The 24,106-nt window shown below is 57.5% G+C and carries 21 protein-coding genes and 1 pseudogene; 15 read left to right on the top strand and 7 right to left on the bottom strand.

The features are described 5' to 3' along the window. The first annotated feature begins 77 nt into the window (after window positions 1–77). Both ACQUTP_RS11315 and ACQUTP_RS11310 read left to right on the top strand, forming a co-directional pair. A complete protein-coding gene (locus ACQUTP_RS11315) occupies window positions 78–1,379 on the top strand; it encodes an MFS transporter (protein ID WP_004886240.1) in 1,302 nt (433 codons plus the stop codon). A 15-nt stretch (window positions 1,380–1,394) separates the two neighbouring features. Continuing rightward, window positions 1,395–3,758, top strand: coding sequence for a glycoside hydrolase family 31 protein (locus tag ACQUTP_RS11310; protein WP_285755687.1), 2,364 nt, complete (start codon window positions 1,395–1,397; stop codon window positions 3,756–3,758). A 375-nt stretch (window positions 3,759–4,133) separates the two neighbouring features. On the opposite strand, the gene ACQUTP_RS11305 is transcribed toward ACQUTP_RS11310, so the two are convergent. Further along, window positions 4,134–5,726: an ABC-F family ATPase gene (locus ACQUTP_RS11305; protein WP_004886235.1), complete on the bottom strand. Its 1,593-nt coding sequence runs from the start codon at window positions 5,724–5,726 to the stop codon at window positions 4,134–4,136. Window positions 5,727–5,774: 48 nt separating this feature from the next. Here ACQUTP_RS11305 and ACQUTP_RS11300 point away from each other — a divergent pair. Further along, window positions 5,775–6,690: pseudogene (locus tag ACQUTP_RS11300) on the top strand (tyrosine-protein phosphatase). A gap of 177 nt (window positions 6,691–6,867) precedes the next feature. Further along, window positions 6,868–7,782 carry a L,D-transpeptidase gene (gene ldtB / locus ACQUTP_RS11295; protein WP_004886230.1) on the top strand — a complete coding sequence of 305 codons (915 nt, stop codon included), beginning with the start codon at window positions 6,868–6,870 and terminating at the stop codon, window positions 7,780–7,782. Window positions 7,783–7,913: 131 nt separating this feature from the next. On the opposite strand, the gene ACQUTP_RS11290 is transcribed toward ldtB, so the two are convergent. From ACQUTP_RS11290 to mntR, 4 genes are all read right to left on the bottom strand, one after another. Continuing rightward, window positions 7,914–8,630: a GntR family transcriptional regulator gene (locus ACQUTP_RS11290; protein ID WP_004886227.1), complete on the bottom strand. Its 717-nt coding sequence runs from the start codon at window positions 8,628–8,630 to the stop codon at window positions 7,914–7,916. Window positions 8,631–8,697: 67 nt separating this feature from the next. Continuing rightward, window positions 8,698–10,074, bottom strand: coding sequence for a glycoside hydrolase family 1 protein (locus ACQUTP_RS11285; protein ID WP_004886222.1), 1,377 nt, complete (start codon window positions 10,072–10,074; stop codon window positions 8,698–8,700). Between the two features lie 170 nt (window positions 10,075–10,244). Then, complete coding sequence (locus ACQUTP_RS11280; protein ID WP_048294421.1) at window positions 10,245–11,357, bottom strand: anion transporter; 1,113 nt, start codon at window positions 11,355–11,357, stop codon at window positions 10,245–10,247. Further along, on the bottom strand, window positions 11,354–11,827 hold the full coding sequence (mntR, locus tag ACQUTP_RS11275) for a manganese-binding transcriptional regulator MntR (RefSeq protein ID WP_004886216.1): 474 nt from the start codon (window positions 11,825–11,827) through the stop codon (window positions 11,354–11,356). Before mntR ends, ACQUTP_RS11280 begins: the two co-directional genes overlap by 4 nt. Before the next feature lie 185 nt (window positions 11,828–12,012). Here mntR and mntS point away from each other — a divergent pair, with 185 nt between their 5' ends. Together mntS and ACQUTP_RS11265 are read left to right on the top strand one after the other, a co-directional pair. Then, entirely contained in the window at window positions 12,013–12,138 is a 126-nt protein-coding gene (gene mntS, locus ACQUTP_RS11270; RefSeq protein ID WP_004886214.1) for a manganase accumulation protein MntS, read from the top strand. Window positions 12,139–12,406: 268 nt separating this feature from the next. Next, window positions 12,407–13,987: a phosphoethanolamine transferase gene (locus ACQUTP_RS11265; protein WP_004886211.1), complete on the top strand. Its 1,581-nt coding sequence runs from the start codon at window positions 12,407–12,409 to the stop codon at window positions 13,985–13,987. 96 nt (window positions 13,988–14,083) lie between these two features. Here ACQUTP_RS11265 and ompX read toward each other — a convergent pair whose 3' ends face one another. Then, on the bottom strand, window positions 14,084–14,596 hold the full coding sequence (ompX, locus tag ACQUTP_RS11260; protein WP_004886207.1) for an outer membrane protein OmpX: 513 nt from the start codon (window positions 14,594–14,596) through the stop codon (window positions 14,084–14,086). Between the two features lie 351 nt (window positions 14,597–14,947). Here ompX and rhtA point away from each other — a divergent pair, with 351 nt between their 5' ends. The 6 genes from rhtA (at window position 14,948) to ybiO (ending at window position 21,548) form a co-directional block, all read left to right on the top strand. Beyond that, entirely contained in the window at window positions 14,948–15,835 is an 888-nt protein-coding gene (gene rhtA / locus ACQUTP_RS11255) for a threonine/homoserine exporter RhtA (protein WP_004886203.1), read from the top strand. A gap of 237 nt (window positions 15,836–16,072) precedes the next feature. After that, window positions 16,073–16,576, top strand: a complete 504-nt coding sequence (gene dps / locus ACQUTP_RS11250) for a DNA starvation/stationary phase protection protein Dps (RefSeq protein ID WP_004886200.1) — start codon at window positions 16,073–16,075, stop codon at window positions 16,574–16,576. 415 nt (window positions 16,577–16,991) lie between these two features. Beyond that, a complete protein-coding gene (gene glnH, locus ACQUTP_RS11245; protein WP_004886198.1) occupies window positions 16,992–17,738 on the top strand; it encodes a glutamine ABC transporter substrate-binding protein GlnH in 747 nt (248 codons plus the stop codon). A 125-nt stretch (window positions 17,739–17,863) separates the two neighbouring features. Next, entirely contained in the window at window positions 17,864–18,523 is a 660-nt protein-coding gene (glnP, locus tag ACQUTP_RS11240; protein WP_002895837.1) for a glutamine ABC transporter permease GlnP, read from the top strand. Further along, window positions 18,520–19,242, top strand: coding sequence for a glutamine ABC transporter ATP-binding protein GlnQ (gene glnQ, locus ACQUTP_RS11235; RefSeq protein WP_064189339.1), 723 nt, complete (start codon window positions 18,520–18,522; stop codon window positions 19,240–19,242). Before glnP ends, glnQ begins: the two co-directional genes overlap by 4 nt. A 110-nt stretch (window positions 19,243–19,352) precedes the next feature. Beyond that, on the top strand, window positions 19,353–21,548 hold the full coding sequence (gene ybiO, locus ACQUTP_RS11230; protein WP_004886194.1) for a mechanosensitive channel protein: 2,196 nt from the start codon (window positions 19,353–19,355) through the stop codon (window positions 21,546–21,548). On the opposite strand, the gene rlmF is transcribed toward ybiO, so the two are convergent. Beyond that, entirely contained in the window at window positions 21,549–22,463 is a 915-nt protein-coding gene (rlmF, locus tag ACQUTP_RS11225; RefSeq protein ID WP_044521825.1) for a 23S rRNA (adenine(1618)-N(6))-methyltransferase RlmF, read from the bottom strand. Window positions 22,464–22,559: 96 nt separating this feature from the next. Between rlmF and ACQUTP_RS11220 the strand changes: the two genes are divergently transcribed. The 3 genes from ACQUTP_RS11220 (at window position 22,560) to ACQUTP_RS11210 (ending at window position 23,862) form a co-directional block, all read left to right on the top strand. Further along, a complete protein-coding gene (locus tag ACQUTP_RS11220) occupies window positions 22,560–23,174 on the top strand; it encodes a flavin reductase family protein (RefSeq protein ID WP_023320023.1) in 615 nt (204 codons plus the stop codon). A 140-nt stretch (window positions 23,175–23,314) separates the two neighbouring features. Then, the gene (locus ACQUTP_RS11215; protein WP_023320022.1) at window positions 23,315–23,575 is read left to right on the top strand and encodes a DUF1471 domain-containing protein; all 261 of its coding nucleotides are present in this window, start codon (window positions 23,315–23,317) and stop codon (window positions 23,573–23,575) included. A gap of 20 nt (window positions 23,576–23,595) precedes the next feature. Then, window positions 23,596–23,862, top strand: a complete 267-nt coding sequence (locus tag ACQUTP_RS11210) for a DksA/TraR family C4-type zinc finger protein (protein ID WP_002895824.1) — start codon at window positions 23,596–23,598, stop codon at window positions 23,860–23,862. Window positions 23,863–24,106: the final 244 nt, after the last annotated feature.

Below are 24,106 nucleotides of genomic sequence, written 5' to 3'. Positions count from 1 at the left end.
ATAGTTAATAACACTACGTGGCCACTCAAGGATTGAGGTCGTCACTTTCCCCCTACTAACGTCATGTGGAGTGTGCTATGAGTCAAGGCCTCAACAATGATATCGCGGTCAGCAAAACGCGCCGGGTGGTAAAAAACCTGCGCTGGTGGGTGCTGGTCCTGTTTTTACTTGGCGTCACCGTCAACTACATCACACGCAACTCGCTGGGGATTATCGCCCCGGAACTGAAAGCGACGCTCGGCATTACCACCGAACAATATTCCTGGATCGTCGGCGCGTTTCAGCTGGCTTACACGATTTTCCAGCCGCTCTGTGGCTGGCTTATCGACGTCATCGGCCTGAAGCTCGGGTTTATGATCTGCGCCACCTTGTGGGCGCTGGCCTGTATCGCCCACGCCGGGGCCGGCAGCTGGCTGCACCTGGCGATATTGCGCTTCTTTATGGGCGGGGCCGAGGCGGCCGCTACCCCGGCCAACGCCAAGACCATCGGCGAGTGGTTCCCGAAGTCTGAACGGCCAATCGCCGCCGGCTGGGCTGGCGTCGGGTTCTCTATCGGCGCAATGCTCGCCCCGCCGATCATCTACTTCGCCCACGCTTCCTTCGGCTGGCAGGGGGCGTTTATGTTTACCGGCGCGCTGGCCCTGCTGTGGGTGGTGCTGTGGTGGGCCTTCTATCAGAACCCGGAAAAGCACCCCAACCTCAGCAAAAGCGAGCTGGAGTACATCAAGCAGGATAACGAAGCGCCACCGGTGAAACAGCCCTTCTTTACCGCACTCAAAACCGTCTCGAAGAATAAACGTTTCTACGGGATCGCCATTCCCGCGTTTATGGCCGAGCCCGCCTGGGCGGTGCTGAGCTTCTGGGTACCGCTGTACCTGGCCAAAGAGCACGGCATGGATCTCAAGCAGATCGCCATGTTCGCCTGGCTGCCTTTCCTCGCCGCCGACCTCGGCAGCGTGGTCAGCGGCTACCTCACCCGCCTGTACGTTCGCTGGTTCGGCTGTACGCGAGTCAACTCAGTGATCGCCAGCTCGGTGACCGGAGCATTTCTGATGATCTCCCTGGCCCTCGTCGCTATCACTCGCGATCCCTATATCACCATCGTCCTGATCTCCATTGGCGGCTTCGGACATCAGATCATCTCCTGCATGCTCAGCGCGCTGGTGGTGGAGTCGTTCGACAAGGGACAAATGGCGACGGTAAACGGTATGCGCGGATCCGCGGCGTGGATCGCCAGCTTCCTGTTTTCGTTATTAATCGGGGTGACCGCCGACAAAATTGGCTTCAACCCGCTGTTCATCGCCATGGGGTTCTTTGACCTGATTGGCGCCGTTTTCCTGGTGGCATTTATTGCTGAACGTCGCGCCAAGCGCGCCTGAGAGTGGATGTAAGATATGAAAACGTTGAAACACTGGAGTTTACATCAACAGCTGGAGCATCACGTTGAACTGACGGTCGATGGCCAGCACACCCTGTGCCTGTACGTACTGGAAGAGAATTTATTCCGCGTGCTGCTGAAACGCCAGGGCCAGCTGGCGCTGGATCGCACCTGGAGTATCGCTCCGCAGCAGGATGTGCCGTGGGAAGGCCGCGCCCGGGATGACCTCAGCGGTTTTAGTCTCCCGGCCTGGCAGCTGACACAGGAGGCCGATACGCTGACCATCGCCACCCGCCAGCTGCGCGTCACCGTCCATCAGCCGCTGTGGCTGGAGTGGAGCTATCGCGACGACGCCGGGGAATGGCAGCAGCTTGCTAACGACCGCCCCACCAGCGCCTATCTGGCCAATGCCCACGGCGACGGCGTCGCCCACTATCTGAGCCGCCGGAAAGACGAGCGTTTCTATGGTCTGGGCGAAAAGGCCGGCGATCTGCAGCGCACCGGTAAGCGTTATGAGATGCGCAACCTCGACGCCATGGGCTACAACGCCGCCAGCACCGACCCGCTGTATAAACATATTCCGTTCACCATCACCCAGCGCAGCGACGTCAGCTATGGTCTGTTTTACGACAACCTGAGCAGCTGCTGGCTGGATTTGGGTAACGAAATCGACAACTACCACACCGCCTACCGCCGCTGGCAGGCGGAAGCCGGCGATATCGATTACTACCTGTTCACCGGTAAACAGGTGCTGGATGTCACCAAAGCCTTTGTACGTCTGACCGGTAAAACCCTGTTCGGGCCAAAATGGAGCCTCGGCTACAGCGGCTCGACCATGCACTACACCGACGCGCCGGATGCGCAAAATCAGCTGATGAACTTCATCCGCCTGTGCGATGAGCACGCTATTCCGTGCGATTCGTTCCAGCTCTCATCCGGCTATACCTCGATTAACGGCAAGCGCTACGTCTTTAACTGGAACTACGACAAGGTGCCGCAGCCAAAAGTGATGAGTCAGTCGTTTCACGACGCCGGGCTGAAGCTGGCCGCCAATATCAAACCCTGCCTGCTGCAGGACCATCCGCGCTATGGCGAGGTGGCGGAGCGCGGCCTTTTCGTTCGCGATTCGCAAACCGACGCTCCGGAGCGCTCCAGCTTCTGGGACGATGAAGGATCGCACCTCGACTTCACCAATCAGCAAACCGTGGCCTGGTGGCAGGAAGGGGTCACCAGCCAGCTGCTGGAGATGGGCATAGACTCGACCTGGAACGATAATAACGAGTATGAGGTGTGGGACGGCGAAGCGCGCTGCTACGGCTTTGGCCGCGAAATCGCCATCAAGCATATTCGCCCGGTGATGCCGCTGCTGATGATGCGCGCCTCGATGGAAGCCCAGCAGCGCTTTGCGCCGGAAAAGCGCCCGTATCTCATCTCTCGTTCCGGCTGCGCCGGGATGCAGCGCTACGTCCAGACCTGGAGCGGCGATAACCGCACCAACTGGGATACGCTGCGCTATAACATCCGCATGGGGCTGGGCATGAGCCTTTCCGGGCTGTTTAACGTCGGCCACGACGTCGGCGGTTTCTCCGGCGATAAACCGGAGCCGGAGCTGTTTGTGCGCTGGGTACAAAACGGCGTGATGCACCCGCGCTTTACCATTCACTCATGGAATGACGACCAGACGGTCAACGAAGCCTGGATGTATCCGGCCGTTACCCCGGCCATTCGTTCCGCGATTGAGCTGCGCTACCGCCTGCTGCCCTATCTGTATACCCTGCTGTGGCAGGCGCATGCTGACGACGAACCGATGCTGCGCCCGACCTTCCTCGATCATCAACACGACGCGCAGACCTTCGCCGAATGCGATGACTTCCTGCTGGGGCGCGACCTGCTGGTGGCCAGCGTGGTCGAGCCTGGCGCCCGTCAGCGTGAGGTGTGGCTGCCGGATAATCAGGCCGGCTGGTACGATTTCTACAGCCACGAGTGGTTCGCCGGCGGCCAGTGGGTCACCCTCGACGCGCCGCTGGAAAAGCTGCCGCTGCTGGTCCGCGCCGGGGCCGGTCTGCCGCTCAGCGAGCGCATCCGTCATGTTGCGGCGCAACAGGACGATCGTCGCGAACTGCAGCTGTTCCCGCTGAAAGGCGTCGGGACCTCTTCGGGTCTGCTGTTTGAGGATGACGGCGAAAGCTGGGGCTATAAACAGGGCGATGCGCTATGGCTGGAGTGGGAAATGGCGTGCGACAGCAGCACCATCAACCTGAAGGTCAACGCCCGCGGCAACTATCGCCCGGCGTGGAAAGCGCTGAAGCTGTCATTACCGGCGGGAGAAAAACGCAAACTGCTGGTGAATGGCGTTGAAGGAACGGAGTGGAGGCGCTAAGCGATATGCCGGGCGGCGGCTTACGCCTTGCCCGGCCTGGATTTAATGATGTTCCCGGATTGCGCTACGCTAATCCGGGCTACAAACTGGTGGCCTCAAAATCCACGGTGGCGCTACCGCTTACCGGGGCTACAGCACTGTGCGGTTTGGTAGCCCGGTAACGGACAGTTTCAGTAACCATGGGTACAAGATAGGGCTCTTAAGCTCACAATAGCACCGACCGTAGGCCGGATAAGGCGCAGCCGCCATCCGGCGCGAAAGTGGCTCTTTACCCGCGGTTATTGCCCGGCGGCGCTACGCTTGCACGGGCCTACAGATCCCATGCCAGGCGTAGCCCGGGTAAGGCGTAGCCGCTACCCGGGTAACGAAGAGGGATTACTCGATACCTTTGCTGCGCAGGTAGTCTTCGTAGTTGCCGCTGAAGTCGATCACCCGTTCCGGGGTAATCTCCAGCACGCGGGTGGCCAGCGAGCTGACGAACTCACGGTCATGGGAGACGAATATCAGGGTACCCTGATACATCTCCAGCGCCATGTTCAGCGATTCGATGGATTCCATATCCAGGTGGTTGGTCGGTTCGTCCATGATCAGGATGTTTGGCTTCTGCATCATCAGCTTACCAAACAGCATCCGCCCCTTCTCACCACCGGACAGTACTTTCGCCGGCTTCTTGATGTCATCCTGGCTAAACAGCAGTCGACCAAGGATACTGCGCACCGCCTGCTCGTCGTCGCCTTCCTGTTTCCACTGGCTCATCCACTCGAAGACCGTCAGGTCGTTTTCGAACTCGTATTCATGATCCTGCGCGTAGTAGCCAAGTTGCGCGTTTTCAGACCATTTCACGGTGCCGTTATCGGGCTGCAGTTCGCCCACCAGGGTTTTCAGCATCGTGGATTTACCCACGCCGTTGGCGCCCAGAATGGCAATCTTCTCGCCCACTTCCAGCAGCAGGTTGACGTTTTTGAACAGCGGACCTTCTTCAAAGCCTTTGGTGAGGGCTTCCACTTCCAGCGCGTTACGGAACAGTTTCTTGTCCTGCTCGAAGCGGATAAACGGGTTCTGACGGCTGGAGGCTTTAACCTCTTCCAGCTTGATCTTGTCAATCTGACGCGCGCGCGAGGTGGCCTGACGCGATTTAGAGGCGTTGGCGCTGAAGCGGCTAACGAAGGACTGCAGGTCGGCAATCTGCGCTTTTTTCTTGGCGTTGTCCGCCAGCAGACGCTCACGCGCCTGGGTGGCCGCCGTCATGTATTCGTCGTAGTTGCCCGGATAGACGCGCAGCTCGCCGTAGTCCAGATCCGCCATGTGCGTACAGACCATGTTCAGGAAGTGACGGTCGTGCGAGATGATAATCATCGTGCTGTCGCGGTCGTTCAGCGTCTGCTCCAGCCAGCGAATGGTGTCGATGTCCAGGTTGTTGGTCGGTTCGTCGAGCAACAGAATGTCCGGGTTAGAGAACAGCGCCTGCGCCAACAGGACGCGCAGCTTCCAGCCCGGGGCGACTTCGCTCATCGGGCCGTAATGTTGTTCAACCGGAATGCCCACGCCCAGCAGCAGTTCGCCCGCGCGCGCTTCAGCAGAGTAGCCGTCCATTTCGCCATATTTAACTTCCAGATCGGCCACTTTATAGCCATCTTCTTCGCTCATCTCAGCGAGGGCGTAGATGCGATCGCGCTCCTGCTTCACTTCCCACAGCTCGCTGTGGCCCATGATCACCGTATCCAGCACGGTGAACGCTTCAAAGGCGAACTGATCCTGACGCAGCTTACCGATGCGCTCGTTCGGGTCGAGAGAAACGTTGCCCAGCGTCGGTTCGAGATCGCCGCCGAGGATCTTCATAAAGGTCGATTTACCGCTGCCGTTGGCGCCGATCAGACCATAACGGTTGCCGCCGCCAAATTTAACGGAGATATTTTCGAACAGCGGCTTACTGCCAAACTGCATGGTAACGTTGCTGGATACTAGCACGGGGATATCCTGAAAAAAGAGTATGAGGGGTGTGATACAGCAGACATTATGCCAGTAAATGACGCACTTTTCACGGTCTGCGGTAAATTCCGCCGCGGCGCTTGTGCTATGGTCTTTGTCAGATGCGCCAGAGACCTGCGCGCAAACCGTTATTCTGTACGTGATGATGAGGAGTCCCATGACCACCAGCCTACCGCGACATCCGGCCTTTTTATCCCTGCAGGGCGGCATCAATTTTCGCGACCTGGGCGGCCAGCGCACCGCCGACGGACGCCGGGTACGCAGCGGCAAGCTGCTGCGCTCCGGCGCGCTAAACCGGCTAACGGCTGAGGATCTCAACCACCTGGATACCCTGCCGCTCAGCCGGGTGCTCGACTACCGCGACCCCGGTGAAGTGCAGCGCACCCCGGACAAACTGAGCCCGCTCACCCACTATCTCAACGCGCCGGCCAATCCGCCGCTCGGCGAGGTCAATGCGAAGGTCACCGAGCTGAATGCCGCCACCCTTAATGCGCTGAACGGCGAGCAGTTTATGCTGCAACTCTATCGCCAGCTGCCGTTTAACAACCCGGCCTATCGCCAGCTCGCCGCGTGGCTGACGACCCCTTTCGACGGCGCCTTGCTGCAACACTGCGCGGTCGGAAAAGATCGCACCGGCGTCGGCTGCGCGTTAACCCTGTTCGCCGTCGGATGCGACAGCGAGACGGTGATGGAGGAGTATCTCCTCACCCATGGCATGCTGACGCAGGTGGAGGCCTGGATGCTGGAGATGCTCGGCAACGACCTGACGGCCCAGGGGCGCCAGAGCCTGGCGGACATCCTGACGGTGAAAGAGTCCTATCTCGCCGCCGCGCTGTCGGCCATTCAGCAGCGCTATGGCAATGTCGACGCCTGGCTGGCGGAAGAGTATCAGCTCACCGCCCCGGCCCGCGTCGCGCTGCAGGCCCGGCTGCTGGAAGACTAACCCCTGTCGCCCCCAACGCCAGGGCGCGGCAGCCGAGGCGACAGGGAAAAAAATGTGATTTCGTACACATCTGATTTACCTGTTCAGCGGAATGCACATATAATGCGCTCCCATCTACTGTCTCAATCATTAACAAAGGCCTGTGTGGCGTTGATTTCGCACACGACATTAAAAACTATGAAATTATCTACACTCTTAGCGGCAGCCTTCGCCATCGTAGGCTTTTGCAATACAGCGTCTGCTGTCACCTATCCTTTGCCAACCGATGGCAGCCGTTTGGTTGGTCAGAACCAGGTCATCACCATTCCGGATGATAACAAGCAGCCGCTGGAATACTTCGCGGCCAAATATCAGATGGGGCTTTCCAACATGCTGGAAGCCAACCCGGGGGTGGATACCTATCTGCCGAAGGGCGGTAGCGTCCTGAACATCCCTCAGCAGCTGATCCTGCCGGATACCGTGCATGAAGGGATCATCATCAACAGCGCGGAAATGCGTCTGTACTACTACCCGAAAGGCACCAATACCGTGATCGTTCTGCCGATCGGCATCGGCCAGTTGGGTAAAGATACGCCAATCAACTGGACCACCAAAGTCGAACGTAAGAAGGCCGGTCCGACCTGGACGCCGACCGCCAAGATGCATGCGGAATACGCTGCCGCCGGCAACCCGCTGCCTGCCGTCGTACCGGCCGGTCCGGATAACCCGATGGGTCTGTACGCGCTGTATATCGGCCGCCTGTACGCCATCCACGGTACCAACGCTAACTTCGGTATCGGCCTGCGCGTGAGCCACGGCTGCGTGCGTCTGCGCAACGATGACATCAAATTCCTGTTTGAGAACGTGCCGGTCGGTACCCGCGTGCAGTTTATCGATGAGCCGGTAAAAGCCACCACCGAGCCGGACGGCAGCCGTTACATCGAGGTTCATAACCCGCTGTCGACCACCGAAGCCCAGTTCCAGGGCGGCGAGATCGTGCCTATCACCCTGACTCAGCCGGTACAGGCGATCACCAGCCAGTCTGATGTCGATCAGAGCGTGGTTGAGCAGGCTATCCAGAACCGCTCCGGTATGCCGGTGCGTCTGAACTAAGTTCTGCATGACAAGAAAAACGGCGGGCCTGATGCCCGCCGTTTTTTTATCTGTATTGTCTCTGGCTGCGGCTGGCTAAACCTGACAACACCGTGGCCCTGCTGAGCGCTGCGCCGGCAGGGTCCCCCGGTCTAGCCGTTATTCACCAGAATAATCCCGCCGTGGTCGTAGCGATAGTGGCAGTGGGCGTACTCCAGCGGCGTGCCGTCTTCCAGATAGATAACCTGTTCCACCTCCAGCACCGGATCGGTGGCCTCGCAGTGAAGATGCTGTTTATCCAGTTCGTCCGGCTTCATCGCCCGCACCACGCGGTAAGATCCCATCAGCTTCAGCCCCAGCGTCTCCTGCACGTAGCGAAACACCGACCCCTCCAGATGGCTTTTGGTTAACCCCGGCACCAGCCCCACCGGCATGACCGTCAAATCCAGCGACACCGGCTCGCCGTTGAGCAGCCGCAGGCGGACAAAGTCATACACCGGGGCATCGGCGTCGATCAGCAGCGAACTCTGCTCCTTGTCAGTGGGAAAACGCACCTCGAAGCGCACCACTTCGCTTTGCACCTCGCCAAGATGTTCCCAGGTTTTGGTGGCGCCGAAATAGTCGCTACCGGGCAGCTCCCACTGCGACAGCTGAAGGAAATTTTTCCGCACAAAGGTGCCCTGCCCTTTGCGAGTATAGATAAGCCCTTCGACGATTAACTGGCGCATCGCCTGCTGGATGGTCATCCGGCTGGTGTTGAACTCCGCCGCCAGCGCAAACTGGTCGGGTAGCGGCGCGCTGGCAGGATACTGCTGGCTGATGATGCGTTTTTTTATTTCCCGCGCAATTTGCAGATACTTCGCCGTCATTCCCGGTCCTTTTACATTCAGTGAGTGACTGGCGGGCAGCATACTTGACCTGACCGCCAGAACATCGTTACATCACGTCGCCGTTGCTGTGGATCACCTGCTTCAGCCACGCATAGCTCTTCTTCGGCACCCGCCGCAGATCCTTGAGGTCATGGTTCTCGCGATTGACGTAGACCACGCCGTAGCGCTTACGCATATCACCCTGCGAGCTCAGGATATCGATTAATCCCCAACCGAGATAGCCGATCACCTGCGCCCCATCCTCAAACATGGCCGCTTTCATGGCGTTGATATGGTCGCGATGGTAGGCGATGCGGTAATCGTCGGCAACCGGATGTTCACCGTCCCACGACTCAATCACCCCGATGCCGTTTTCAATCGGGAACACCGGCAGGCGCCAGTCGTTATAATAACGGGTGATGATGGTCCGGAAGCCCAGCGGATCGATCTGCCAGTTCCATTCTGTCGCTTTCAGGAACGGGTTATCCTGATTGCCAAACAGCATATAGTTGTTAACCGCCGTTCCCGCCGGGATGGTGTCGCTGTTCAGCGTCCGGCTGGCGTAATAGCTGAACGCCAGATAATCGACCTTCACCGTCGCCATCAGCGCCAGATCCTCAGGACGATAGATATCATCGAACCCTTCAGCGGCGACAAAATGCATCACTTCCGGGCTGTAGCCCTCCCCGGCGTAAGCCCGCAGCAGGTTCTGGTTTAAAAACTCGTCCAGCTGCTGGGCGCACAGGATATCGCGCGGTTTGCAGGTCGCCGGATAAACCAGGGCGTGGGCCAGCATTCCGCCCATCAGACACTGCGGCTTCGTCTGATGCAGGTGATCGGTCAGATGGACGTGCGCCATCATCACATGATGCTGGATCAGATACAGCTCGCGCAGGGTCTTCTCCCCCTGCAGGTAGCCGGAAATCAGAAACGCTTCCGGCGAATGGTACAGATTCTGTTCATTAAAGGTGAGCCAGTATTTCACCTTGTCGCCATAGCAGGCGATCATCTTCTGGCCATAGCGAATAAAGGCGTCCATCACCCGGCGGTCGGTGAATCCGTTGTAGCGCTCCGCCAGCGAGAGCGGCATATCGAAGTGGTACAGGCAGATCATCGGCTCGATGCCGCGGGCGATCAGTTCATCAATAAACTGATGGTAGAAGGCGATGCCCTCTTCATTAAATTCGCCGTCTCCCTCAGGACACACCCGGCTCCAGGCGATCTGAAAACGGTAGCAGTTCATGCCCAGATCCTGCATCAGATCGAAATCTTCCCGATAGCGATGATAGGAGTCGGTCGCCACCTTCCAGTCGGAAGCGAATTCCGCCGGTTGCCGGATATCGTACACCGACATCCCCTTGCCGCCCTCGTTCCACGCCCCCTCCGTCTGCATGCTGGAGACGGAATTACCCCATAAGAAATCTGCCGGTAGTCTGTTCTTCATCCTGCGCCTCGGTATATGACTAGTCATTTAAATTTCATGACTAGTCATATACCGAAAAGCGAACCGATGCGCAAAGCCAGGGATCGTTTTCTGTGAGCCGGGCAAAAAAAAGATCGCCCCGAGGGGCGATCCTGTCGAACGGCGTGGAGGGCGGCGTACCGCTGCGGAAATCAGGCGCAGAGTTTGAAGAGCCAATAGCCGGTAAGGGCCGCCCACAGCAGCATGGGAATGGAGTAGAGATGGAAACGCCACCAGATCCGCCGATCGCCTGCCATGCGCAGCGCGATGATATTGGCCAGCGAGCCCGGCAGCAGACCAAAGCCGCCCACGTTAACCGCCCAGGCGAGCTGGATCGACGGCGGGACATAGTTGAGCAGCAGAATGGTCGAGGGCACATTGCTGATCACCTGCGACAGGCCGATGGCGGTCAGCCACAGTCCACCGCCGGAGAGCGCCCCGACCCCGCTCAGCACCTGGTGCAGCGCCGGAAGCTGGGTCAGCAGATGGACGTCGATAAACATCACCATAAACACCAGCAGCAGCGACCAGTCCACATGGACGATCACCGCCCGGGCCAGTATCAGGAAGCCCAGCAGCACCAGCGCCAGCCCCCACAGCGCCTGATTCATCTCCAGCGCGGTCAGGAACACCAGATACAATCCCAGACAGCTCCAGACCAGCTTTGGCTGCCACGATGGCGCCTTATCGCTACTCTGGTAGTTGAGCCGGTTTGCCGGGAAACAGAACCAGCACAGCGCCAGCAGGGTCAGCATCATTGCCGCCGCCAGCGGCAGCATCTGGCCGATGAATCCAGGGAAAGAGAGACCGGAGCGTCCCCACAGTAAGATATTCTGCGGGTTGCCGATCGGCGTCAGCAGCGACCCGGCGTTCACCGCCAGCGCTTCGAAAATAATCAGCCGGTTCACCGGGATGGCGCACCACTTCTTCAGCGTCAGGGTCAGGGGCACCACGATAAACAGCGCGACGTCGTTGGTGAGGAAGGTGGATAGCAGCGCCGCCGCCAGCACCATAAACATAGCCAGCTGGCGCTCGGTGACAAAGCGGCGGGCCATTTTACGCCCCAGCACGTCAAAATAACCGCTCAGTTCAATCCCCTTGGTCAACAGCATCAGGCCGCTGAGGGTGATGATAGTATGCCAGTCAATGGCCGCCGGCCAGCTTGCCGGGACAAACGGCACCATCACGCTGAGTACGCAGGCGATAATCAGCAGCAGATGGAGAAAACGGTCGCGCAGCAGCGACTGGACGAAGGGAAGAGTCATGCTTCCTGAGATCCCTGTGTTTGGGTAAATTTCAGGAACATCGCCAGCGTCTCCTCGCTCACGTGATGCTCCATTCCCTCCGCATCGCGGCGGGCAATCTCCGGGCTGACGCCGATAGCCAGCAGGAAGTTCTCCACGATTTGATGGCGCTCGCGGCTCTCCTGGGCCAGCTTCTCACCCTCCGCCGTTAAGAATATGCCGCGCCACGGGATCTGTTCGATAAGGCCGACGCTGGCCAGCCGTTTGAGCATCTTGGCGACGGTGGGCTGCGAGACCCCCAGCCGGGCGGCCATATCCACCTGACGCGCCTCGCCCACCTCGCGGATGAGATCGGAAATCAGTTCAACATAGTCGTCAATCAGCTCGCGCCGATGCGCTTCCCGCACCTGGCGGAATCCTTCAACGTGCTCTTCAACATTTACCAACTGCGTCACTTTTTTTGTTATTGGCTTACCTGCGCGACGGTTCATTGTGCTTCCTCATTCGTGTGACGCGTCAAGCATCATATAAAAAGATCCACATTGTAATGGATTGCGCCAAGAGCACAAAAATTTAACGTTTTAGCCATAGCTATAAAATATAGCCTGTGCTATATCTGTATATAATGCAAACATCCATCAGGGAATGATGGAGCGAACAGGCAGGAGGAGAGCAGATGAACGAATTCAAGAGGTGCTTAAACGTGTTTAGTCATTCCCCCTTTAAAGTACGCTTAATGCTGCTCGGTATGCTGTGCGAGATGATCAACGGTAAACCGCAGCAGGACAAACCCCATTCCTGAGGCGGCGTCGCGGTACGCCGCTTCATTTTTCTGTCATCGTTTGCCGCTAAACTGACCGGTTTTTCCCGTTTCCCCCACCTTTTTTCAAGTTTTGTAAGCGCCCTCGCAAAACAATCTGTTATGTCTGGTTGACCTTACCATTTACAAGCCCTATCTTTGCACAGCCCTGCCACATTCGCGGCTCGCAGAGACCCTCTTCACGCACTGTCCAGCAGGTTTTACCCCTTGACGCCAGGGGATGCGCATGGCCTCTTTTTGATTGTTTACTATGAATGTCACCACCCTGAAAGATACGCTGGTCGCCCGCCGACTGGCACTGAACCCATGGACAGGATTCTACTTTTTACAATCGCTGTTGATTAACCTGGCGCTGGGCTATGAATTTAGCCTGCTCTATACCGTGGCATTTACCTGCGTGTTACATCTTCTGTGGCGCGCCTTTCCGCGCGTGCAGAAAGGGGTGGTCGGCGCCTATTCTCTGCTGGCGGCCCTCTACTACCCCTTTGGCCAGGCTTACGGCGCGCCCAACTTCAACACCTTGCTGGCGCTGCACGCCACCAACGTGGAAGAGTCCACGGAAATTCTCACTATCTTCCCGTGGTACAACTATCTGCTGGCGGTATTTATCTTCGCGCTGGGGATCATTGCGGTCCGCCGCAGGATCGTCGAGCAGACCCGCTGGGGAAAAATGGAGACCCTGGGCCTGCTGTTCAGCATCGGGATCTTTTTTCTCCAGCCGGTGCAAAATCTCGCCTGGGGCGGGGTATTCAAGGTGATCGATACCGGTTACCCGGCCTTCCGTTTTGTCAAAGACGTGGTGGTGAATAATAACGAGGTGCTGGACGAGCAGGCGCGGATGGCGCAGCTGGCCGGCATGAAAGACAGCTGGCACGTGCTGGCGGTGAAGCCGAAGTACCATCTCTATGTGGTGGTGATCGGTGAAAGCGCCCGCCGCGACGCCCTCGGCGCCTTCGGCGGCCACTGGGACAACACGCCGTTTGCCAGTTCGGTGAACGGGTATCTGTTTAACAACTACGTCGCCGCCAGCGGCTCGACGCAAAAATCCCTCGGCCTGACGCTTAACCGGGTGGTCGATGGCAAACCGCAGTTTCAGGATAACTTTGTCACCCTCGCCAACCGCGCCGGTTTCCAGACCTGGTGGTTCTCCAATCAGGGACAGATCGGCGAGTACGACACCGCTATCGCCAGTATCGCCAAACGGGCGGACGAAGTGCAGTTCCTGAAAAACGGCGATTTCGAAGCCAATAAAAACACCCAGGACGAGCAGTTACTCAAGTTGACCGAGCAGGTACTCTCCACCCAGCGCACCCAGCCGCAGCTGATTGTTCTGCACCTGATGGGCTCGCACCCGCAGGCCTGCGACCGGACCAAAGGCAAATACACGGTTTTCGTCCAGTCGAAAGAGACCTCCTGCTATCTCTACAGCATGACGCAAACCGATACCCTGCTGGCTAAGCTCTACAGTCAGTTGCAAAATTCCGGCGCCACCTTTTCCCTGACCTACTTTTCCGATCATGGTCTGGCGTTCAAGGAGCGAGGCAAAGAGGTGCAGTATCTGGCGCACGACGATAAGTTCCAGCAGAACTTCCAGGTGCCGTTTATGGTGCTCTCCAGCGATGACAAAGCGCATAAAGTGATTAAGGCGCAGCGCTCGGCGAATGATTTCCTCAGTTTCTTCTCGCAATGGACCGGAATCAAGGCGGCGGAAATCGCCCCGCGCTATCGGTTTATCTCTGAGCAGAAGGCCGGCCCGGTGTATATCACCAACTTCCAGCTGCAGAAGGTAGACTATTCACACCTCGGCAGCGATGAGTTCACCATCAACTAAAACGACGCGATCAGCGCCGGCCAACCGGCCGGGCTGGCGATCGCCAGGCAAAAAAAATCCGCCCCGGGAGGCGGATTTTTTATATCATCGGAGAGATTAGAAGCGGTAACCCACGCCAGCAATCCAGGTGCCGACGTCAACGTTACGAATACGAGACTGCTCGTAGGAGAAGTCCAGGGCAACGTTTTCGATCGGGTTGAACTGCAGACCAGCACCGTAGGAGAAACCGTAGTCGCTCATATCGGATTTATTAGGGAAGTTGTTGTTCTGGAATTTACCGTAACCAACACCCACTACGCCGTAGATGCTTGCCCAGTCGTTCAGACGGTAAGCCGGACCTGCGGTGATGCCGTAGTACTGACCTTTGTTGTAAGTACCGTTGCTGTTGTTATCCTTCTCGGTGTAGGTGAAGGAACCGATAACACCCAGCGGGTTGTTATCTTGCTCGTAACGGTATTTCAGGTTGAAACCGCCAGCTTTGTTCGCTTTACCCTGCATGTCGCTCTGCGCGTAACCGCCGGTTACAGTAGAAGTTGCAGCAAATGCAGTGGTACCTACGGATGCAGCCAGAACAACGGCCAGTGCTGAAAGACGTGCAATTTTATTCATAACCACCTCAAATGTGTTTCTAATAAGTCCTAAGCCTTAAATATATCAAAAACTTTTGGGAAACTCTTTGGAGTTTACATTGTCTAACATACTTTTTCATGTAACCAAAAGTTTCCATATTTCTATAACAATATGGAAAACAACAGTTTTTGGCGTTAACTTACAGTTTAACGCTCATTAAGAAATTCGCAAGCATCCAGATTAATCCTAATCACCTGGTGAATTTCTCAGCAACGTTCGCCATTGTACTGTTTTTGCCCGTGTTTTTTTCAACATTAGCTCAACCGTCAGCAGCTAATTCCAGTACACTGGAACTTTTACCCCTTTTGACAAAAACTGACAGGAGAAAGGATGCCCGGTCCATCCCGAAAAGCGGCGGCATGGTTGCCAATAGTGGTGATTTTAATCGCTATGACCTCGATTCAGAGCGGCGCATCGCTCGCCAAATCGCTGTTCCCGGTGGTCGGCGCCCCGGGGGTTACCGCCCTGCGCCTGGCGCTCGGGACGCTGATCCTGGTGGTGGTGTTCAAGCCCTGGCGGCTGCGTTTCTCTCCGGCCCAGCGCGTGCCGCTGCTGCTATATGGCCTGGCGCTCGGGGCGATGAACTATCTGTTTTATTTATCCCTGCAGCGTATTCCGCTCGGCGTGGCGGTAGCCCTCGAGTTTACCGGCCCGCTGGCGGTGGCGCTTTTCGGCTCGCGCCGCCCGCTGGATTTTGTCTGGGTGGCGCTGGCGATCCTCGGGCTGTGGTATCTCCTGCCGCTGGGCCAGAACGTGGCGCAGGTGGATTTAACCGGCGCGCTGTTCGCTCTCGGCGCCGGAGCCTGTTGGGCGGTCTATATTCTGACCGGCCAGCGCGCGGGCGAGGAGCATGGTCCAGCCACGGTGGCGATGGGGTCGCTTATCGCCTCGCTGGTCTTTGTCCCGTTAGGCATGGCGCAAGCTACCGATACGCTGTGGCAATGGTCGCTGCTGCCCCTGGGGCTGGGGATTGCCATTCTCTCCACTGCACTCCCCTACTCCCTGGAGATGATGGCCCTGACGCGTCTGCCGACGCGCACCTTCGGCACGCTGATGAGCCTCGAGCCGGCGCTAGCCGCCCTGTCCGGTATGGTCTTCCTCGGCGAAACCCTGAATCTCTCCCAGACCCTGGCGCTGGGCGCTATTATCATCGCCTCAATGGGCGCCACGCTGACCATGCAGCGGCAGAGCAAAATTAAGCAAGTCGATATCAATTAACATTCTGTTACGGCGGCGGCCCGCGCGAGTTACGGGCCCGCCAGCCTCCGCTAACCTTCTGACTTAGCTTGCTTTTTCAAATAGCCAACCACTTTACGCTATCGGAGTAATATGGCCTGCCGATGCCTCATACTTTAAAACCCTTGCTATACTTAGTCCCGAAGTTACCTGGGACAACGCTCCACATCATTCAGCTTTGAAGTGTGACGAGCATCAATATCAAGAGGATATGAAACGATGAGTACCGCTAAACTGGTTAAATCAAAAGCATCTAATCTGGTCTATACCCGCAACGATGTCGCTGACAGCGAAAAGAAAGCGACCATTGAGCTGTTGAATCGCCAGGTGATCCAGTTCATTGACCTGTCCCTTATCACCAAGCAGGCACACTGGAATATGCGCGGTGCGAACTTTATCGCCGTGCACGAAATGCTGGATGGCTTCCGTACCGCGCTCACTGAGCATCTGGATACCATGGCGGAGCGCGCCGTACAGCTGGGCGGCGTCGCCCTGGGCACCACTCAGGTGATCAACAGCAAAACCCCGCTGCAGAGCTATCCGCTGGATATCCATCATGTTCAGGATCACCTGAAAGCGCTGGCGGACCGTTACGCGGTAGTGGCGAACGATGTGCGCAAAGCGATCGGTGAAGCCAAAGACGAAGATACCGCAGATATCTTCACCGCCGCTTCCCGCGACCTGGATAAATTCCTGTGGTTTATTGAAGCGAACATCGAGTAAGGCTTTGCCGTCGGCCGTAGCGCGGTCGACGGCGCCTTTGCTTTCCCATCCCAACCCTTGCTGTTTTTCCCCTCCGCCTTTCCCTCACCCGCTGTCCTTGCACCATTTCAGGGCGTCAAATTGATGAAAATGCGCACAAAAGTAAAACAATTGTAATAATCACCTCACACAATCGTTACACCGAGATTGTTTTCCCATCAGGGTTTGCGCTAAAAATGGGCTCGTTATTCAGCGACCTCAGGATGCACCAAAATAACGCCCCGTTATGGTGCACTCTTTGCCTGAAATGATCGATATTGTGCAGCGGCTACCGCTTCGTTTGTTTAAAAACAACAGGTTGTAAAAGTGGCACGATTTTTTCATTAGGCTAGTCGTTCTCGCAGGGGATCGTCCCGTGGATATAAAAGGAAATGCTATGAAGTCTGTATTTAAAGTTTCACTGGCTGCACTGACCCTGGCTTTTGCGGTTTCTTCCCATGCCGCCAATAAGACCCTGGTTGTCGCCACCGATACGGCGTTCGTCCCGTTCGAATTTAAGCAAGGCGATAAGTATGTGGGTTTTGACGTTGACCTGTGGGCGGCCATCGCCAAAGAGCTGAAGCTCGACTACACCCTGAAGCCGATGGACTTCAGCGGCATTATCCCGGCGCTGCAAACCAAAAATATCGATCTGGCGTTGGCGGGGATCACCATTACCGACGAGCGTAAAAAAGCCATCGACTTCTCTGACGGCTACTACAAAAGCGGCCTGCTGGTGATGGTCAACGCCAATAATAACGACATCAAAGATGTGAAAGATCTGAACGGCAAAGTGGTCGCGGTGAAGAGCGGCACCGGCTCCGTTGACTACGCCAAAGCTAATATCAAAACCAAAGATCTGCGTCAGTTCCCGAACATCGATAACGCCTATATGGAGCTGGGTACCGGCCGCGCGGATGCCGTCCTGCACGATACGCCGAACATCCTCTACTTCATCAAAACTGCGGGCAACGGCAAATTCAAAGCGGTAGGTGAATCACTGGAAGCGCAAAACTACGGTATCGCCTTCCCGAAAGGCAGCGACGAGCTGCGTGAGAAAGTGAACGGTGCGCTGAAAACGCTGCGCGAGAACGGCACCTACAACGAAATTTATAAAAAATGGTTCGGCACTGAACCAAAATAATAAAAATGTCCTTCGCCGGGCGCAGGCCCGGCGACATCACAACGGTCTTCCGGCACAGACGCTGCGGGAGACCGTATTTTGGCGGAGGCTTTCCTCTGCTCTCGACACGGTAACAGGAACGTATTATGCAGTTTGACTGGAGTGCCATCTGGCCCGCCATTCCGATTTTGCTGGAAGGCGCCAAAATGACGCTGTGGATTTCCGTCCTCGGCCTGGCCGGCGGCCTGATCATCGGTCTGGTGGCCGGTTTCGCCCGCTGCTTCGGCGGCTGGATCGCCAACCACATCGCGCTGGTGTTTATTGAAATCATTCGCGGCACCCCGATTGTGGTGCAGGTTATGTTCATCTACTTTGCGCTGCCGATGGCCTTTAGCGATCTGCGCATTGACCCCTTCTCCGCGGCGGTAGTGACCATCATGATTAACTCGGGCGCCTATATCGCGGAAATTACCCGCGGCGCGGTGCTCTCCATTCATAAAGGCTTCCGCGAAGCGGGCCTGGCGCTCGGCCTGTCGCGTCGCGAAACCATTCGCCACGTGATCCTGCCGCTGGCGCTGCGCCGCATGCTGCCGCCGCTGGGCAACCAGTGGATCATCAGCATCAAGGATACCTCGCTGTTCATCGTCATCGGCGTCGCCGAACTGACCCGTCAGGGACAGGAGATCATCGCCGGCAACTTCCGCGCGCTGGAAATCTGGAGCGCCGTTGCCGTGATCTACCTGATCATCACCCTGGTCCTGAGCTTTATTCTGCGTCGTCTTGAAAGAAGGATGAAAATCCTGTGATTGAATTTAAAAACGTCTCCAAGCACTTTGGCCCAACCCAGGTGCTGCACGATATCTCTCTGAAAATCAATCAGGGTGAAGTGGTGGTCATCATCGGCCCGTCCGGCTCCGGTAAATCGACGATGCTGCGCTGTATCAATAAACTGGAAGAGATCACCAGCGGCGATCTGATTGTCGATGGCCTGAAGGTCAACGATCCAAAGGTGGACGAACGTCTGATTCGTCAGGAAGCAGGAATGGTGTTCCAGCAGTTTTACCTGTTCCCGCACCTGACGGCGCTGGAAAACGTGATGTTTGGCCCGCTGCGGGTACGCGGCGCCAGCAAACAGGTAGCGGAGAAGCTGGCGAAAGATCTGCTGGCGAAAGTCGGTCTGGCTGAGCGCGCGCATCACTATCCGTCTGAACTCTCCGGCGGCCAGCAGCAGCGTGTGGCCATCGCCCGCGCGCTGGCGGTGAAGCCGAAGATGATGCTGTTTGATGAGCCCACCTCCGCGCTCGACCCGGAACTGCGCCATGAAGTGCTCAAGGTGATGCAGGATCTGGCGGAAGAGGGTATGACGATGGTGATTGTGACCCACGAAATCGGCTTTGCCGAAAAAGTGGCCTCGCGACTGATCTTTATCGACAAAGGACGAATTGCCGAAGACGGCAATCCACAGGAGTTGGTGAACAACCCGCCAAGCCCGCGTCTGCGCGAATTCCTGCAGCACGTCGCCTGACCCACAACGGCTCTCTCCCTCGCGGAGAGAGCCGCTTTCCAGATTCCTCTTCCCTCCCCTTCCGCCAGCGGCTTCTATACTTACCCGTTTACGTTGCAACGGAGGTGCCCATGCCGTGGATCCTGCTTTTGCTCGCTGCGCTGTTTACTGCCCCGCTTTCCGCCGCCGCCCTGCCCGGCGTGCCGACCGCTAACGCCGATAAAACCAGCGCCAGCGAACCCGATGTAGAACAGAAAAGAGCGGCCTATGCCGCGCTGGCCGACGTGCTGGCCAACGACGCCGCCCGCCAGGAGCTCATTGACCAGCTGCGTAAAGCGGCCGCCACGCCGCCGCCCGACAGCACCCCGACGCTGACGCCGCCGGCGGTGAAAGAAGAGACCACCGTGCTGGAGAACGTCACGCAGATCAGCCGGGAATATGGCGATGAGCTCTCATCGCGCTTTTCCCAGCTGTGGCGCAATATTACCGGCTCGCCGCATAAGCCCTTTAATCCACAAACCTTTACCAGCGCCGCCTGGCATTTTTTACTGCTGGCCGGGCTGGTGTTTGCCTTCTGGTGGCTGGTACGCCTCGCGGCGCTGCCGCTGTATCGTAAAATGGGCGAATGGGGACGGCATAAAAACCGCGATCGCGGAAACTGGCTCCAGCTGCCGTTGACCATCGCCGGGGCGTTTATTATCGATCTGCTGCTGCTGGCGCTGACCCTGTTTGTCGGTCAGCTGTTGAGCGATCGTCTGGATGGCAACAACCCCACTATCGCCTTTCAGCAGAGCCTTTTCCTCAACGCCTTCGCGCTGATCGAGTTCTTTAAAGCCATCCTGCGGCTCATTTTCTGCCCGCGCATTCCAGCGCTCAGGCCCTTTAACCTCAGCGACGAGGCCGCCTCCTACTGGAGTCTGCGCCTGAGCGCCCTCAGCAGCCTGATCGGCTACGGCCTGATCGTCGCGGTGCCGATTATCTCTAACCAGGTGAATGTTCAGGTCGGCGCGCTGGCTAACGTCATCATCATGCTGTGCATTACGCTGTGGGCGCTGTATCTGATTTTTCATAACAAAGCGGTGATTACGCAGGGGCTGATCCATCTGGCTGACCGCTCGCTCTCCTTTTTTAGCCTGTTTATCCGCGCCTTCGCCCTGATCTGGCACTGGCTGGCCTGCGCCTACTTTGTGGTGCTCTTCTTCTTTTCCCTGTTCGACCCAGGCAACAGCCTGAAATTTATGATGGGCGCCACCCTGCGCAGCCTGGCGATTATCGGCGGCGCGGCGCTGGTGTCCGGCATCCTGTCGCGCTGGATAGCCAAAACCATCACTCTCTCCCCTGCCACCCAGCGCAACTATCCTGAGCTGCAAAAGCGGCTGAACGGCTGGATCTCCGCCTCGCTGAAGGCAGCGCGCATTCTCACCGTCTGTGTCGCCATTATGCTGCTCCTGAGCGCCTGGGGGCTGTTTGACTTCCGCGAATGGCTGCACAACGATGCCGGGCAAAAAACGGTGGATGTGCTGATCCGTATCGCTCTTATCCTCTTCTTCTCCGCTATCGGCTGGACGGTGTTGGCCAGCCTGATCGAAAACCGTCTGGCCTCGGATATCCATGGCCGTCCGCTGCCCAGCGCGCGGGCCCGTACGCTGCTAACCCTGTTTCGCAACGCGCTGGCGGTGGTGATCAGCACCATCACGGTGATGATTTTGCTCTCGGAGATTGGGGTTAATATCGCGCCGCTGCTGGCGGGCGCCGGGGCGTTAGGGCTGGCCATCTCGTTTGGCGCGCAAACCCTGGTTAAAGACATTATCACCGGCATTTTTATCCAGTTTGAGAACGGGATGAATACCGGCGACCTGGTCACCATCGGGCCTTTGACCGGCACGGTGGAACGGATGTCGATTCGCTCAGTGGGGGTGCGCCAGGATACCGGCGCCTATCACATTATTCCCTGGTCCTCGATCACCACCTTTGCCAACTTCGTGCGCGGCATTGGCTCGGTGGTGGCTAACTATGACGTCGATCGCCATGAGGATCTGGATAAAGCCAGCCAGGCGCTGAAGGCGGCAGTGGACGATCTGCTGGCCCAGGAGGAGATCCGCGGCCTGATCATTGGCGAACCGTCGTTCGCCGGGCTGGTGGGGTTGAGCAATACCGCCTTTACGCTGCGCGTCAGCTTCACCACCCTGCCGCTGAAGCAGTGGACGGTGCGCTTTGCCCTTGATACCCAGGTGAAAAAGCACTTCGACCGCGCCGGGGTTCGCGCCCCGGTACAGACCTGGCAGCAATTGCCGATGCCGGGCGCCGACAGCCCGGCCGTGGAGTAGTCAGAACGGACGGCGGCGTTTGGCGTCGTCCATAAAGCTCCAGGCGATAAAGCGGCTCTGCTTTTGCCCCTGGGCCATCTCTTTTTTCACCACTTTCACTGCCCCGACCTCGGTCAGCAGGCGGTAGAGCGGCGGCAGATTGTCGCCGCGCGACACCAGCGAGGTAAACCATTTCACCTGGCGGGCGAAGGCCTGACTTTCGCGGATCATCTGCGAGATAAAGGCCACTTCGCCCCCCTCGCACCACAGCTCCTGCTGCTGACCGCCAAAGTTAAGCCCGCTGTCGGCGCCGAGTCCGAGATTGCGGCGCTTGCGCTCGCCGCCCGCCCGGGCGCTCTCTGCGGAGTCATGGAACGGCGGATTGCACAGGGTGGCGTCATAGGTCTCGTTTTTGTGGATCACGCCGTGGAAGATGGCCTGGCTCTCTTTTTGCCGACGCAGACGGATCTGCCGGGTCAATCCCGGGTTGCCATTAACAATCGCCTGCGCGCTGGCGAAGGCTTCCGGGCTGATTTCGCTGCCGGTAAAGCGCCAGCCATATTCGTGAACGCCGATCAGGGGATAGATGAGGTTGGCGCCGGTGCCAATATCGAGGATCGTGGCTTGCTTCGGCACTTCGCCGCTGTCCCCGGCCAGCAGATCCGCCAGATGATGAATATAATCGGCCCGCCCGGGCACCGGCGGACAGAGAAAACCGTCAGGAATGTCCCAGTGTTTGACCGCGTAGAAATGCGCCAGCAGCGCTTTATTCAACGCCTTAACCGCCTGCGGATTGGCAAAATCAATGGTCTGCTCACCCAGCGGATTGAGCGTAATGTATCCCTGCAGGTCAGGATGCGCCTGGCAGAGCGCGGGCAGGTCGTAGCGTTGATGGTGGCGGTTACGCGGGTGTAACCCCGGTTTCTGGGCTTTCATGACAATCTCCTTTGAACAGCCGCGTAAGATACCCGTTGACGGCGGCGCGGTAAATAAGGGAGTCTGGATATCTCCTTTATCCGTGACAGGTGCAGCATGTACTTTTATCAACCTTCGCAGGGCCACGGCCTGCCGCATGACCCGCTGAACGCGATAATCGGGCCTCGCCCGATAGGCTGGATCGCCTCGCAGGACGCCGAGGGCCAGCGTAATCTGGCGCCATACAGCTTTTTTAACTGCTTTAACTATCGTCCGCCGATCATTGGTTTCGCCAGCAGCGGCTGGAAAGACAGCGTGCGAAATATCGTCGAAACGAAGGAGTTCGTCTGGAACCTGGCGACGCGCCCGCTGGCCGAAGCGATGAACGAAACCTCCGCCTCGATCCCGCACCATGAGGATGAATTCGTGCGCGCCGGGCTCACCGCCGCCGCCAGCCGCCTGGTCAAGGCCCCCCGGGTGGCGGAGAGCCCGGTGAACTTTGAGTGCCGCCTGTCGCAATGTATTCAGCTCGCCACCGCCGACGGCAATCTTGTCGATACATGGCTGGTGCTCGGCGAAGTGGTCGCCGTGCATATCGATGAATCACTGCTGGATAACGGCATCTATCAAACCGCCCGCGCTCAGCCGATCCTGCGCGCCGGAGGTCCGAGCGCCTATTACAGTATTGATGACAGCCTGCGTTTTGACATGATCCGCCCGGACGCCCGCTAAATAATTTACCGGCCAGAGTATCGCTACCCTGCGCCGGTAGCATGCAAAACGCCTTGTTTTTGCATAAAAAATTCCCTGCTGCGCGGTCTGGAAAGGCCTACACTTAAGCTATGTCCCATGCTGTTTATGAGGATATGCTGATGAAAATCACCTCGCTGCTGTTTGCCGCTGCGCTTGCCGCTCAGGCCAACGCGGCCTCTTCCCTGCCGCTGACACCTGAACTGCCCTATGACGGGCCGCTGCGCCCTGTCGGCACCGTCTCCGCTTCCGGCGCCCGTACCCTTGACGACCTGGTGGCTGCCCTCGCGGATAAGGCCCACCGCCGTGGGGCGATAGCCTGGCGGGTCAATGCCGCCAGCAGCGGTAACCGGCTGTACGGTTCAGCTATAATTTATCAATAACCTTTTACAGGAGGCAGACGATGGCATCAGGTTGGGCAGGCGACGGCGCCGTTCAGGATCAGATCGACAGCACCATTGACGATGCGGTGGCTCGCGCCCGCCGCGAGCTTCCACGCGGCGAAAGCAACAAATTTTGTGATGAATGCGGAGAACCGATTCCGGAGGCTCGTCGACAGGCTATTCCTGGCGTCAGATACTGCGTGAAGTGCCAACAGGAGAAAGATTTACATAACAATACATTTTCAGGATATAATCGCCGTGGTTCCAAGGATAGCCAGCTACGCTGACTTTCCTTTACCGTTCATGACAGCTTTTCGCATTATCTTTTCGCGCACACTTTTTGGCGATAAATGTCGCAATATGTGCCCTTAAGCGTGCCGGTCTCCCTCGCTCCGCCATCAGACGAAAAGAATCAGAAATAATTTATTAATAATCAGTAAATTATTAGTCATTCAAAAAAATCGATGAAGACTGTGAATTTCCTTCGATTTTATCTCCCGCAAAAAAGCGTGATACTTATCACATCGACGG

Source organism: Klebsiella sp. 2-CIP_Kleb. (assembly GCF_050378715.1).
In the GTDB taxonomy this organism is placed as follows: domain Bacteria; phylum Pseudomonadota; class Gammaproteobacteria; order Enterobacterales; family Enterobacteriaceae; genus Klebsiella; species Klebsiella quasipneumoniae.
Note: the sequence above shows the minus strand (reverse complement) of the source record. Positions and strands in the feature narration are given on the sequence as shown.

Coding starts and splice junctions, on each gene's coding strand:
- ACQUTP_RS11315 (WP_004886240.1), top strand. CDS start 78: ATGAGTCAAGGCCTCAACAATGATATCGCGGTCAGCAAAACGCGCCGG.
- ACQUTP_RS11310 (WP_285755687.1), top strand. CDS start 1,395: ATGAAAACGTTGAAACACTGGAGTTTACATCAACAGCTGGAGCATCAC.
- ldtB (WP_004886230.1), top strand. CDS start 6,868: ATGAAATTATCTACACTCTTAGCGGCAGCCTTCGCCATCGTAGGCTTT.
- ACQUTP_RS11290 (WP_004886227.1), bottom strand. CDS start 8,630: ATGACGGCGAAGTATCTGCAAATTGCGCGGGAAATAAAAAAACGCATC.
- ACQUTP_RS11285 (WP_004886222.1), bottom strand. CDS start 10,074: ATGAAGAACAGACTACCGGCAGATTTCTTATGGGGTAATTCCGTCTCC.
- ACQUTP_RS11280 (WP_048294421.1), bottom strand. CDS start 11,357: ATGACTCTTCCCTTCGTCCAGTCGCTGCTGCGCGACCGTTTTCTCCAT.
- mntR (WP_004886216.1), bottom strand. CDS start 11,827: ATGAACCGTCGCGCAGGTAAGCCAATAACAAAAAAAGTGACGCAGTTG.
- mntS (WP_004886214.1), top strand. CDS start 12,013: ATGAACGAATTCAAGAGGTGCTTAAACGTGTTTAGTCATTCCCCCTTT.
- ACQUTP_RS11265 (WP_004886211.1), top strand. CDS start 12,407: ATGAATGTCACCACCCTGAAAGATACGCTGGTCGCCCGCCGACTGGCA.
- ompX (WP_004886207.1), bottom strand. CDS start 14,596: ATGAATAAAATTGCACGTCTTTCAGCACTGGCCGTTGTTCTGGCTGCA.
- rhtA (WP_004886203.1), top strand. CDS start 14,948: ATGCCCGGTCCATCCCGAAAAGCGGCGGCATGGTTGCCAATAGTGGTG.
- dps (WP_004886200.1), top strand. CDS start 16,073: ATGAGTACCGCTAAACTGGTTAAATCAAAAGCATCTAATCTGGTCTAT.
- glnH (WP_004886198.1), top strand. CDS start 16,992: ATGAAGTCTGTATTTAAAGTTTCACTGGCTGCACTGACCCTGGCTTTT.
- glnP (WP_002895837.1), top strand. CDS start 17,864: ATGCAGTTTGACTGGAGTGCCATCTGGCCCGCCATTCCGATTTTGCTG.
- ybiO (WP_004886194.1), top strand. CDS start 19,353: ATGCCGTGGATCCTGCTTTTGCTCGCTGCGCTGTTTACTGCCCCGCTT.
- rlmF (WP_044521825.1), bottom strand. CDS start 22,463: ATGAAAGCCCAGAAACCGGGGTTACACCCGCGTAACCGCCACCATCAA.
- ACQUTP_RS11220 (WP_023320023.1), top strand. CDS start 22,560: ATGTACTTTTATCAACCTTCGCAGGGCCACGGCCTGCCGCATGACCCG.
- ACQUTP_RS11215 (WP_023320022.1), top strand. CDS start 23,315: ATGAAAATCACCTCGCTGCTGTTTGCCGCTGCGCTTGCCGCTCAGGCC.
- ACQUTP_RS11210 (WP_002895824.1), top strand. CDS start 23,596: ATGGCATCAGGTTGGGCAGGCGACGGCGCCGTTCAGGATCAGATCGAC.